This is a genomic window from Arsukibacterium sp. (assembly GCF_033721375.1).
Lineage (GTDB): Bacteria > Pseudomonadota > Gammaproteobacteria > Enterobacterales > Alteromonadaceae > Alishewanella.
Window position 1 is genome coordinate 134,759 of sequence record NZ_JAWWAP010000010.1, and the last position, 12,954, is coordinate 147,712.

The 12,954-nt window shown below is 51.9% G+C and carries 11 protein-coding genes; 2 read left to right on the plus strand and 9 right to left on the minus strand.

Features of this window, described 5'->3' with window-relative positions:
- Nucleotides 1–154 precede the first annotated feature (154 nt).
- Nucleotides 155–610, minus strand: a complete 456-nt coding sequence (locus tag R3187_RS16035; RefSeq protein ID WP_318968069.1) for a GNAT family N-acetyltransferase — start codon at nucleotides 608–610, stop codon at nucleotides 155–157.
- 221 nt (nucleotides 611–831) lie between these two features.
- Between R3187_RS16035 and R3187_RS16040 the strand changes: the two genes are divergently transcribed.
- Entirely contained in the window at nucleotides 832–2,850 is a 2,019-nt protein-coding gene (locus R3187_RS16040) for a PhoX family phosphatase (protein ID WP_318968070.1), read from the plus strand.
- Nucleotides 2,851–2,950: 100 nt separating this feature from the next.
- Here R3187_RS16040 and R3187_RS16045 read toward each other — a convergent pair whose 3' ends face one another.
- The 7 genes from R3187_RS16045 to R3187_RS16075 form a co-directional block, all read right to left on the minus strand.
- Nucleotides 2,951–3,460 (minus strand): DUF4442 domain-containing protein, encoded by a 510-nt coding sequence (locus tag R3187_RS16045; RefSeq protein ID WP_318968071.1) that lies wholly within the window; start codon nucleotides 3,458–3,460, stop codon nucleotides 2,951–2,953.
- A 100-nt stretch (nucleotides 3,461–3,560) separates the two neighbouring features.
- The gene (locus R3187_RS16050) at nucleotides 3,561–4,304 is read right to left on the minus strand and encodes a 3'-5' exonuclease (protein ID WP_318968072.1); all 744 of its coding nucleotides are present in this window, start codon (nucleotides 4,302–4,304) and stop codon (nucleotides 3,561–3,563) included.
- A 7-nt stretch (nucleotides 4,305–4,311) separates the two neighbouring features.
- On the minus strand, nucleotides 4,312–6,159 hold the full coding sequence (locus R3187_RS16055) for a putative nucleotidyltransferase substrate binding domain-containing protein (RefSeq protein ID WP_318968073.1): 1,848 nt from the start codon (nucleotides 6,157–6,159) through the stop codon (nucleotides 4,312–4,314).
- Nucleotides 6,160–6,198: 39 nt separating this feature from the next.
- Complete coding sequence (locus R3187_RS16060) at nucleotides 6,199–7,830, minus strand: BCCT family transporter (protein WP_318968074.1); 1,632 nt, start codon at nucleotides 7,828–7,830, stop codon at nucleotides 6,199–6,201.
- 21 nt (nucleotides 7,831–7,851) lie between these two features.
- Complete coding sequence (locus R3187_RS16065) at nucleotides 7,852–9,153, minus strand: porin (RefSeq protein ID WP_318968075.1); 1,302 nt, start codon at nucleotides 9,151–9,153, stop codon at nucleotides 7,852–7,854.
- A gap of 171 nt (nucleotides 9,154–9,324) precedes the next feature.
- Entirely contained in the window at nucleotides 9,325–10,209 is an 885-nt protein-coding gene (gene cysM, locus R3187_RS16070; protein WP_318968076.1) for a cysteine synthase CysM, read from the minus strand.
- Between the two features lie 104 nt (nucleotides 10,210–10,313).
- Nucleotides 10,314–11,060, minus strand: coding sequence for an RNA methyltransferase (locus R3187_RS16075; RefSeq protein WP_318968077.1), 747 nt, complete (start codon nucleotides 11,058–11,060; stop codon nucleotides 10,314–10,316).
- Between the two features lie 206 nt (nucleotides 11,061–11,266).
- Between R3187_RS16075 and R3187_RS16080 the strand changes: the two genes are divergently transcribed.
- Entirely contained in the window at nucleotides 11,267–11,653 is a 387-nt protein-coding gene (locus tag R3187_RS16080; protein WP_318968078.1) for an HPF/RaiA family ribosome-associated protein, read from the plus strand.
- A gap of 34 nt (nucleotides 11,654–11,687) precedes the next feature.
- Here the strand turns inward: R3187_RS16080 and R3187_RS16085 are convergent, their stop codons facing one another.
- A complete protein-coding gene (locus R3187_RS16085) occupies nucleotides 11,688–12,923 on the minus strand; it encodes an alkane 1-monooxygenase (protein ID WP_318968079.1) in 1,236 nt (411 codons plus the stop codon).
- Nucleotides 12,924–12,954 lie beyond the last annotated feature (31 nt).

A 12,954-nucleotide genomic window follows, 5' to 3' on the forward strand; every position in this document is an offset into this window, starting at 1 on the left:
TATTAAAGAGATAGAATTAGCGGCAATTTGAGATCTGTTGTCAGCTATAGCAGTGACAAATACAAGGATAACGCCCCTGAGATCTGATTGAAGGAGAAGTTGCAGATACCAGTAGCTTGTCTGAACAACCATGCCGCGCTGGGCGGCATGATGATTAAGGTAACCGTTTAATCATTTTTAAATGCGGAATATCATCTTCCAGATAGGGTTCACTGGCACTTTCAAAGCCGGATTCCTGATAAAACTGCTGTAAATAGCACTGGGCTGAAATATGAATATCCATATCAGGCCAGTATTGTTTGGCCACGTTCAGGGTTTTGTCCATTAATACCCGGCCAAGGCCCAGCCGGCGTGCAGTTTGCGAGACGCAAACCCGGCCAATTCCCGGAAAGCCGGGAAAGCTGACATCCGGCGCTAACACCCGGGAATAGGCAATCACCTTGTCACCTTTTTTTAAAATAATATGGCGGGTTTGCGGATGCAGGTCTTTATCGTCGAGCTCCGGATAAGGACAATTTTGTTCTACCACGAATACATCAACCCGCAGTTGCAGCATCGAATAAAGCGTTAAGGTGTCCAGTTCGGCAAAAGTCTGTACTTGCCATTGCATATACTAAGTTCCCTGTTTTACTGCGCTTAGGCACGCTGTCAGAACTATATCAGAGGCAACCCTTGCTACGCCAGTAGCCAGCGGTAATCAGCCGGGCGAACTTAACGAAAATTATCACAAAATTGCTATTTAATTGTAACGAATCTGCCATTAACTGTCGGTTTAATAAGCCAACCTGTTCTTACATACCCGTTAATTTATAAAAGTCCGGAGTAATAATAATGACCGACAATAAAACCGCAACCAAGTTAACCATCGACAATTCGGGTATCGACCCGCAAACCAATTTTTCAGCCAATCCTGATTTTTCAACCATTATGGCCAGCCGGATAGCGCGCCGGCGCTTTTTAAAGGGCAGTGTTGGCGCAGCAGTAGCCGCTATTATCGGTAGCTCACTTGCTGGCTGCAGCAGCAGTGACAATGAGTCTGCGCCGGCGCCGGTAGTGCCGCCAGTGGCCAACGCGCCACTGCTGGGGTTTGCAGCCGTTGCTGCCGGCAGAGCCGATACCATAATGGTACCTGAAGGTTACAGTGCTAATGTTCTGCTGCCATGGGGCACGCCGCTTACCGGCAGCTACCCTGCCTATCTGGCAGATGGCAGCAATAGTGGCAGTGATCAGGAGCAGCAGGTGGGCATGCATCATGACGGCATGCACTTTTTTCCAATCGATGCCCGCAGCAATGGTGAAAGCTCAAGCGAAGGCTTGCTGGTGTTTAACCATGAGTATATTGATAACAACCTGATCCATCCGAACGGGATTGACAGTTTCCCCCGGCTGGCTGATCAGGTTCGCAAGGAAATTGCCGGCCACGGGGTCAGTGTGGCCCATATTCAGCAGCAGGCAGATGGTAGCTGGGCGCTGGTAAATAACAGCCCGTTTAACCGCAGGATCACCGGTGCCACGCCAATGGAGCTGGCCGGTCCGGTGCGTGGCAGTGCCAAAGTCATCACCAAATACAGTCCGGACGGCAGCCGTACCCGCGGCACGCTCAACAATTGTGGCAATGGTTTTACGCCCTGGGGTACCTATTTAACCTGTGAAGAAAACTGGGCAGGTTATTTTGTTAATACTGACGCGGAGCAGCCGCGTGAGCATCAACGGTATGGGGTATCGGCAAGTAATGGCCGTTACGCCTGGGAGACTGCTACACCGGCTGCCGATCAGTATCAGCGCTTTAACGCCAGCACGGTCGGCGCCAGCGCCAGCGATGATTACCGCAATGAACCCAATACTTTTGGCTGGATTGTTGAGATAGACCCGTTTAACCCGGATAGCGTGCCACAGAAGCGCACCGCGCTTGGCCGCTTCGGCCATGAAGGTATTATTTTTGGCAAACTGGAAGAAGGTAAACCGCTGGTTTTATATTCCGGCGATGACTCGCGCTTTGAATACATTTATAAGTTTGTTTCCAGTGCGCCTTATTATCAGAATACCGCGGGCGGTCATTTATTAAATGACGGTGTGTTGTATGTTGCCCGCTTCAATGATGACGGCAGCGGCGAATGGTTACCGCTGGATATTAACCACGCTGATTTTCAGGCAAAAGCCAGCGCCGCCGGGGTTCAGTTTGCTGATCAGGCAGACGTCTTGCTCAATACCCGGTTGGCGGCAGATATATCAGGTGCCACTAAGATGGATCGGCCGGAGTGGGGCGCGGTGCACCCTGACACCGGTGAGGTGTATTTTACCCTGACCAATAACACTCGGCGTACCGCAGAGCAGCTGGATGCCGCTAACCCCAGAGCAAACAACAGCACAGGCCATATTATCCGCTGGATGGAGCGCGATACTCAGGAAGCTACAGCATTTGACTGGGATATTTTTCTGCTGGCTGGTGATGTCGGCACTGAAACTCCGGGCACTGATTTAGTGCTGGATGCTGACAATCATCTGGCCAGCCCGGACGGCTTGTGGTTTGATAAAAACGGTTTGTTATGGATCCAGACCGATATGAGTGGCAGCCAGCAAGGCGAAGGCCCCTATGGTAACAACCAGATGCTGGTCGCCGACCCGGTAACCCGGCAGATGAAACGGTTTTTAGTCGGGCCGACAGACGCTGAGGTAACCGGTATCAGTGCCACCCCGGATATGAAAACGCTGTTTGTCAATATTCAGCACCCGGGTGATCGTTCCAGCCCCGATGCCTTTACCAGTAACTGGCCGGATGGCGGCAGCAGCCGGCCGCGTTCAGCAACGGTAGTTGTTACTAAGAATGACGGCGGTGTCATTGGCAGCTAACTGCTAAGCAACGCTATAAACAGGCCGGCCACTCTGGGTTGCCGGCCTGTCCATTCAGCCAGTTTAGCCAGTTGAGGCAGCGCACAGCACTGAGCACTGCTTAGCGTTTTTTCGGGATCCAGGCCCAGGTCATGTTGGCATTAACCGGCTCAATCCCGGTACTGTCGGTGATGGTCACGGCTACTGTCACTTCACCTTTATCATCGGTATGCATTGCTGTTACCTGAGCATCGGTCAGGCTTGCTACTGCGGTTAAATCGCCTGTTGAGCGTTTTACATAATCAATCTGCATTTGTTTCAGCAGTGGCAGTTTACTGTCGGGCAGATGAATGCCGACTAAAAAGCCGGTAGCGGATTCTGCCAGCAAGCCGGTGGCGGCGGCATGCACTGAGCCAATATGATTCTGGGCTTTTTTACGGTTTTTCAGCCGCAATACCGAGCGGCTACCTTTTAGCTCCAGCACTTCAACCCCGGCGGTGCCGGCAAATTTAATAACCCGGCCAAATACTGTAGTTAAGGCAAAGCTCTGCAGTGCTGCTGGCAGGCTATAACACTTACTGACAATGCGTTGCAGCTTGTTGGGTTTGGTTGACGCAGGGTTGTGGCTCATTGTGGTCTGACCTGTCAGCTATTTTAGCTACTATGCCTCTGCCCAACGGCAATTGCAAGCGGCCGTTTTTAACACCCGAGACTGCTAACCCCAGAAAGCGCTAACACCATAGTTCGCTGACCGGCGTATCCGGGCTGTAACGATGGCAAAGCTGTGCCTGCAATAGTTCTGCGCTGGCGATAGCGTCGGTAACCGCATGATGCGGCCGGTAAGGGGGTAACTGGTAACGGCTGCGGCTGGCATCCAGCCGGATTGAAAGCTGCTGCCGGCCACGCAGTTTATCCCACCAGCTTAGCGGCTTGGTCCGGTGCAAGCGGGCTTCCAGCTCCATGGTATCGATAACCGGAAATAAAATGCTCTCACCCAGCCTTACTTTTACACTGGCAGCCAGAAAATCGCGTTCAATTTGCCGGTAATGGACAACAGCAACCTTGCCGGCGAGCAGCGGCAGCAGCTCTGGCAATACCGCACTGAGATCGGGCGCATTACTGATTTCAGAATGGGTGATCCGGTGTACGGTAACGGAATTGTCAGTCAGGGCAAAGCGGGGTTTTAATAACCATTGGCGGGCACGGGAGCAGAAAATACGCTTAAGGTTAAACGGCACCAGACCAATACTGACAATGCCGTTGTCTTCCGGGTCAAAGCCCGTGGTTTCAAAGTCGATAGCAAGTAGCGGTACTTCGCTGATCGGGGTACTGCAAGCCACCATGCCGCCGCTATAAAACTGCTGTAACAACGGGTGTTTAACGGTGCCGGCCTGCTGTCGATAATAGTCTTGCCAGTTGCTGCTGGTGCTGTCTTGCTGAGCATTGTCAGTCTTATCTGGTCCGAGATAAAGCATAGTTACCTCAGGCCTTAAAATGAAATTTCAGAAATTTCTGGGCATTGCTCAGCACCTGAAAGGCTTCTTTTAAGTGTTTACGCTCAAATTCTGACAGCTGCTCGGGTAGCACATTGTTATCGGGTTCCTCGCCGCTGCGTAGCGCAGCGGCCTGATGACGAATACGGGTCATAGCGATAACTTCAAAGGCATCGCGTAAATCCTCTGCCCGGCCTTTTGGCAGGACTTGTGCGGCAATAATCTGTTGTAAGCGACTAAAGGAGTTACTTTCGGTTGAGCCAATAGCCAGCGCATGAATGCGGATTAAATCAACAAAGGGCGCGGTGCCCCGGCGCTTTATATTAAGAATATTGTTTTGCTTACCGTCCTGCTCCATGACAAAGTCTTTGAAGAAACCCAGCGGCGGGGTTCGACTTAACGCATTGCGGGTCATACTGGCTAAAAACAAGGGCTGCTTTTGCGCCAGCTTGCTGACCAGCTGCTGTAACTGTTCCGCCCACTTCAGCTCACCCCATACCCCATCCAGGTCGAAAAAAATCGAGCTGTGCAATAGCCGTTCGGCAGAGGGTTGGGTTATCCAGTTTTGAAAATACTGCTGCCAGACTTGCAGTGGTTGGCGCCACTGCGGGTTAGTCGCCATCACCTTGCCAGTGCAATAAGTGTAACCGCAGGCGGCAAGACCATCAGATACAAAGGCTGCCAGTTGCTTAAAGTAACTGTCATGCAGCTTGGCATCGAAGCGGTTATCCAGAATTAGCGCATTGTCCTGATCGGTCAGTACCAGTTGTTCATCACGGGCCATCGAACCCAACGCTAAAAAACAATAGGGCACCGGCGGTGGTCCGAGTTCGGCTTCAGCCAGTTCCAGCAGGCGCTGCTTAAAGCTGCGGCCAATGGCTGCCATCGCGCTGCCAATCATTTGCGAATTGGCATCTTCGTTAACCATCCGCACGAAGCAGGCATGGACATCGGGTACCAGCGCCTGCAGTTCATCGACGGTTTGCTGACGGAAAATACGACTCACCACATACAGGCTGCTTTGCGATTCAAAGCGGATAATGTCAGAAATTGCTATTACACCAACCGGTTGCTGCCCCTTTACCACCGGCAAATGATGCAGATTATGGCGCAGCATCAGCATCATGGCTTCAAAAATATACTGCTGCTTCTCAATCGTTACCGGATTGGCCGACATAATATCCGTCACCGGTATCTCTGATTTTAAGCCCGGTGCCACTAAGCGACTACGGATATCTTTATCGGTAATAATGCCGGCCAGGTACTGCTCCTCATCTAAAATAAGTAAAGATGATACATTTTGCTCAGTCATTAGCTGAGCGGCCTGCCAGACACTGGCCTCGCTGCCAATACTAACGGGCTCGCGACTTAGCAGGGTACTGACCGTTGCGCCAAGTAAATCCGCCCGGGCCTGGTTACTGGCTTTACTGGTTTTACGCCGTTCGCTGTCGCCGACCTGAACATAGTCTGCAAAAAACTCATTTTCGTCGAATAGCTGTTGAAATACCTCATCCGGAATAAAGTAAATCAGGGTATCTTCCAGCGCCGTTGCCGGAAACCGCACTTTACCGCCACGCAATAAACCCTGCTCAGCAAAAATGCCGCCTTCGCTTAACCGGTTGTATAAATCACCGTTACGGCGAAACGTTTCCACCGCACCACTGCGAATAAGATGCAGGGCATGCAAAGGTTCATTAAAGCGCAAAATGTCGCTACCGGCTTTAAAATAGCCAATATCGATACTGAGAGCCACCTGCTGCAACTGCTCAGCAGGCAGCTCCTGGAACGGCGAGTGCCGCTTCAGGAACTCCAGTATTTCAATCTGCTCTATTTCCACAGCTTGTGTTCCACAGATATTTTCCCTGGCCAGCCCCGCTTAGTTGCCGCGGGGCTCAGTCATTAAACCTTTCACTACCGCCACGCAGGATGCCAGCAGCACTATGGTAAAAGGAAAGCCGGTCGATACTGCCATCGCCTGCAATGCCACCAGGCCACCACCGAGAATAAGGGCAATCGCCACCAGACCTTCAAAGGTACACCAGAACACCCGTTGCGGCGTCGGCGCATCAACCTTACCTCCTGCGGCAATAGTATCAATTACCAAGGATCCGGAATCTGATGAAGTAACGAAAAACACCACCACCAGAATAATGGCAATAAAGGAAGTAATACCGGCCAGTGGCAGCGCATCGAGCATGCTGAATAACTGTAATGGCAGTGCCGCTTCAACTGCGGCCATATAGCTGTCCTGCACCACCTGACTAATAGCGGTGCCACCAAAAACCGTCATCCACAACACACAGGCCAGCGATGGAATAAGCAGCACTGAGATTAAAAACTCGCGCACGGTGCGGCCCCGGGATACCCGGGCGATAAACATGCCGACAAAGGGTGACCAGCTAATCCACCAGGCCCAGTAAAACGCGGTCCAGCCTTGCGAGAAGTTAGCGTCTTCACGGCCAATGGGATTCGCCAGCGCCGGCAAGTGCTGCAGATAGGCGCCCAGATTACTGAAAAAGCCAGTGAGAATGGCCAGCGTCGGGCCGACGATAATAACAAACAGTAAAAGTATCGCCGCCAAGGTCATATTAATTTCTGACAGACGTTTTACCCCGGCTTCCAAACCGGCCAGTACCGAGACCAGCGCGATCATGGTAATGCCGATAACCAGTAAAATCTGAGTTGTAACACCCTCTGGCCAGTTAAACAGATAATTTAAACCGGCACTGGCCTGCGAGGCACCAAGACCCAGCGAGGTGGCCAGGCCAAACAGGGTGGCAAACACTGCCAGAATATCAATAATATGCCCCGGCCAGCCCCAGACCCGCTCGCCCAGTAACGGATAAAAAACCGAGCGGATAGTCAGTGGTAAGCCTTTGTTAAAGGAGAACAACGCCAAACCCAGCGCTAAAATGGCGTAAATAGCCCAGGGGTGCAGCGCCCAGTGATAAATGGTGGCAGCCATGCCCAGCCGTTCGGCGGCCAGGGCGTCACCGGCAGCACCAGCCAGCGGTGCCCAGTCTGTTCTTACGCCATCAACCACAGTAGTGCCGGCAAAGGAGCTGTTAAAATGCGACAAGGGCTCTGATACGCCGTAGAACATCAGGCCGATGCCCATACCAGCGGCAAACAACATCGAAAACCAGCCAATATAACTGAAATCCGGGGTCGCCTCAGTGCCGCCGAGTCGCACTTTACCCAGGGGGGAGACAATTAAAACCAGGCACAGCAAAACAAAAATATTCGCCGCGCTGATAAAGAACCAGTCAAGGTTGCTGGTAAGCCAGCCACGCATATCGCCGAACAGGCTTGCTGCCTGAGTCTGGAAGATCAGGGTCAGCAACACAAAAGCGATAATCGACAGGCCGGAGATTAAAAATACCCGGTTGTGAATGTCGAGGCCGAAAGGCCCCAGCGTCACGACGATATTGTCCTGGCCAACCTGATAATCAGTATTGATCGGATTAACTTTACCATCCGGGATCATCGGATCCTTGTCAGTTGTCATTCGGTTATCCTTGTTGTTATTTTAGAAATAATAGCCAATATTAATATTGAATCGACGTTCGGTTTCACTACTGTCACCGCTGGCACTGCCACCGACGAACGGCTGGTTTTTGGCATGAACCAGGTCAAAGTAAGTGAAAAAGCCACCGGCTGCGACCGATACGCCGGTCACATTCATCATGGTGTCGCGGCTGCCATCAGATTTGTCGTAGACCAGGCCGTAGTTATTATAAAATTGCAGCCCGGTTACCGGGCCCCATTCTACCGGCATGCTATAGGCCAGGTTTACCGTGGCTGAGGTGGCTTCTGCGGCAATAGAGTCATAAAAGGCATAAGCGCCAACTGCCATTCGTTCAACGCCGTCAATATCATAGTGATACTGGCTGTATTGCAGCTGCAGGTTCCAGTTGTGGTAATAGCTATTGCTGTGCAACGCCCAGGCGTTATAGTCGCCGGCCCGGGTCTGGCCGTTATGCAGGCCCCCGGCCAGTGCCGACACACCCAGCTCGGTTTTCACTTCGCCATGGCTCAGGTGGTAGCCAAAGCGACCGCTGAAGGTATTATATTCACCCAGCGGTTGTGCCGGGTTATCATAAATGCCGTCGCCAGGTAAGCGGGCGCCGACTATATCGTACGAATAGCGATCGGCCCGGCTTTCAACATAGCCATCGACCCCGCCGAGTTCATCATTTTTAAAGAAGCCTAAATCCAGCTGCCAGTTATCACTGATATTACGTTTAAATAAAATGCCTAAATCGTGGTCATCTTCCAGCCCGATATAATAGTTGGTGCTGAAAAACCAGTTGTGGGAATTATAGGGCCAGTTACCGAAAGGGACTTTGGTGATGCCGGCCTGTACCTGCCAGTCGTCAGTGAACTGATAACCGACATAAGCATATTTAACCGCTGACATATAATCAAAAAAGCGGATCTCGGCATTCAGCAATACATCACCGATACTGCCGTTCAGATTTAACCGGAAAATATCAAAATCAAAATCGCCACCGCGGTTTTTATTGCCATCATTGTACGAGGTGTGGCTGTAATTGGTCCGGATAGCCCCACCCAGCTTAATGCCGTCAGCACTGTCATCAGTGGCTTTTGCAGTGTCCTGCCGGCTGGCAAGCTGCTGCTGTTGCTCTGTCAGTTCACTCTGTTGTTGCTCCTGCTCGGCCAGGCGGGCTTCCAGCGCAGTAATCTGGGCTTTTAACAGGTTAAGTTGTTGTTTAATTTCGTCTGTTTCGGTGGGCGTGGCGGCGAAAGATGCTGGTGAAACTAAATAACCAGCAGCCGCAACAAGGGCGATTCTGCAGTGGGTTTTCATAAGCGAGCCTTATAATTTGCGGAAAAACAGATAGCGCAGTCGAAATAAGCATAGTCTACTTAACCCGTTATACCAAACCGGATAACAACTAAATCGGACAGACACTGCTTCGATAACAATGATTTAGCTTAATGATGTAGTGTAATGGTTTGACGTGAAAGCGGGCGAAAACTAATAAATATTAGCCGACAGATAACGATCGCCGCGATCACATATAATCGCCACTATGACCGCGTTGTCATGCTGCTGCGCCAACTGAATAGCCGCATGCACTGCGCCGCCGGAACTGACCCCGGCAAAAATACCTTCTTCGCGTGCCAGCCGGCGCATTGCATTCAGGGCATCGTCCTGGCTGATATCAATAATCTGGTCAACCCGGCTTTTATCAAAAAAGCCCGGCAGATAGGCTTCCGGCCAGCGTCGGATGCCGGGGATGCTGGCACCTTCAGCCGGTTGCAGGCCAATAATCTGAATGGCAGGGTTTTGCTGTTTTAAGTAGCGTGATACACCCATAATAGTGCCGGTGGTGCCCATACTGCTGACGAAATGGCTGACTTGCTGCTGGCTTTGCTGCCAGATCTCCGGCCCGGTGCTGGCGTAATGTGCGGCCGGGTTATCGGGGTTATTAAACTGATCCAGCACGATACCTTTGCCTTCAGCCTGCAGCTGCAGCGCCAAATCGCGGGCGCCCTCCATGCCTTGCTCTTTTGTTACCAGAATCAGCTCAGCGCCATAAGCGCGCATTGAGCTTTTGCGCTCTTCGGTAGCATTATCCGGCATAATCAACGTCATGGCATAGCCCTTAATCGCCGCCGCCATCGCCAGGGCAATGCCGGTATTGCCGCTGGTCGCTTCAATTATCCTATCCCCAGGCTTAATCTCACCCCGTAACTCGGCCTGGACAATCATATTCAGCGCCGGCCGGTCTTTTACCGAGCCCGCCGGGTTATCGCCTTCCAGTTTCAGCAATACTGTACTGTTAGTATGGGCCGCCATCCGCTGCAACCTGACCAGCCGGGTGTTGCCAACTTCATGCTCAATAGTGGGAAATGTCATACTAAACCGCCGGAGAACGACAACAGAATGGCGCCAGTTTAGCGCAAAGCGGCTTTAGTGTTAAAGGATAACTGTTAATGATGCAAGCTGTTAATGCTGAATGATTAACGACTAAGCCTGAGCAGGTTGTCACATATCACCGCCGCGGCAATGCCGACGTTTAATGATTCGGCGCCACCAAAAGCCGGAATAGTGATTTTACGACTGATGCACCGGCCAAGTTGATTGCTGATACCGTTGGCTTCATTGCCCAGCACAATGTAGCCGCCCTTTTCGTTAAGCTGTAACTGATGCACATTGTCGCCGCCCAGATAGGCGCCATACACTGGCATCCTGGCGTGGGCTAATGCTTCGGCAAGTGGCAGATAATGTAACTGCACCCGTAAAAATGAGCCTTTGGCTGCGGCAATGACTTTCGGATTATAGCAATCGGCGGTGTCGGGCGAGCATAAAATATGCTTAATACCGTACCAATCGGCGATACGGATAATTGTGCCCAGATTACCCGGGTCGTTAATATTATCCAGCACCAGGGTCCAGCTGTGTGCTTCTGCGCTAAATAGCGGCCATTGCGGTACTTCCACCACCGCCAGTGCCGCGTCGTTGCTACTGAAGGAGCCTACTTTAACCAGTTCATCACTACTGCATTGCTGCAGCAAACCGACGGTGCTAAGCGCATGGGCATGCTGCTGGGTAAAAGCTTCGGTGGCAAACAGCGCGCGTACCGGCCAGCCTGAAGCGAGCACCTCTAACACCGCTTTTTCGCCCTCAACAAAAAACAGCTGCTCGGCTTTGCGGTACTTTTTCTGATGCAGCGACTTAATCAGCTTGGCCCATTTGTTACTTATCATAGTTGCGGCTTGTATCGGCATAAATTACAGCTATTTTAACCAGACTTTACCATGGCTGTCTGATTTTTATCGGTAAGAAATTGCACTATCTGGCCTTGCGAATACCAGTAACTGTCTCCAGATAAGTAAGAGTGGTATGCAACCATTCGACGCGGGCAGGGTCTGTAAAATGAGTCCCGACTCAGCGTTATTAACAGGAGTAGCCTATGCAAATTCAAATTAACAGTGATCGTAATATTCAGGCCGATGAGCGGCTGGCCGAGTTTGTGCGCGAGACATTGCAGAATAAATTAAGCCGGTTTGCTGACCATGTAACCCGGATTGAAGTGCATTTAAGTGATGAAAACGGCAATACCAAACACGATGGCAATGATAAACGCTGCCTGCTTGAAGCCCGTCCGGAAGGGATGGAACCGCTAGCTATTACTGAGCACGCTGCGACGGTGGGCCAGGCGGTGACCGGCGCTGCGGATAAAATGCAGCGCAAGTTAAGCTCGGCTATTGGTAAGCTGCGCGATAAACATAGCCGCGCCGGCAGCCCGGACTTTTCTGAGCCGACGTTAACGGAAGAATCGCCGGGTGAGGTCAGTTAACTGCTAAGCAGTCTGTCAGCCGCAGTGTGGTTTTTTAACGACACTGCGGCTTTTTTATGCCAGCTTGACTCTCAGCTGGCTTACCTGACAGCGCAGTCTGGCCATAGCGGCTATCCCACTGTTTTAATTTAGGTGCCATCAGCCGGAACCATAACGGCGGCAGTAGCGCCAGCAACATCGAACCCAGATAGCCGGTCGGTAAATCGGGTGCATCCGGACAGGCTTTTAGCTGGTAAAACGGTAATTGCGCCCGGGCGTGATGGTGCGAGTGGCGGGTCAGGTTAAAACTGGCCCAGCTGCTGATCCGTTTACTGCTGTTCCAGCTGTGATAAGGCCGCACCGGCTGATTGACTGCGCGTTCAATGCCATAGTGTTCAATGTAATTCACCACTTCCAGTACGGCCTTAGCCAGCATTGCACTGGCACAAAATAGCAGCAAGCCGGCCCAGCCAGCCAGTACAGCGGCCAGAATACAAAGCAATAATGACATCGCTACCGCCCGCAATACCCGGTTGTACCAGCTGAACAGCGGTTGTTGCTTACGGTTCAGGCGCTGGGCTTCGATATGCCAGGCACTGCGATTACCGGCAATAGTGGAGTGCAGAATATGCTGATACACGGTGCGACCGCGGGGCGCAGTGGCCGGATCACGCACGGTGCCAACGTAGCGGTGATGGCCATATACATGTTCAATGGCAAAGGTGCCATCGAAGCTGAACGCCAGCAGCCAGCGGCCTGTCAGCATCGCCAGCGGCTCAGCGGTCCGGTGAGTCAGTTCATGGGCAGGTACGGTACCCACTATCGCTATCAGCAAGCCTGCCCCGAGCCATACCGGCATAAAGTGCCACCAATGGTTGGCCTCACGCGCTGCGAGGGCATCATAGCCGGTTAACTGTTGCACCAGCTGGCCGAAGCCAAACAGATCTGTGCTGGCGACAGTCCATAATAAAGCGAAAAAGATCAGCAAGATAAACAGCAACGAGCTGTATACCAGGCCATTGAGCAGCCATGGCATCTGATAGTCAGGTTCGGTCTGGTCATCACCCAGCAACAGATCGCCAAATACCACCAGCAGTAATATTGCTGCAAGGCCCAGTGCCATCCAGTACCCGCCCAGGGTAATGCCGGCAATAAAAGGCAGCGTCAGCAGGTGAAACAGACTGAATTTTACATAGTGAATCATTTTTTTGCGGCCAGCAGCAATGGATACCGCCAGCTTAAAATAACACCTGCTGTATTGGCAGGGCAGTCGCAGCCAATGTCTGGTCATTTGCGGCCAGATGCTGCAGTGATGGAAACTA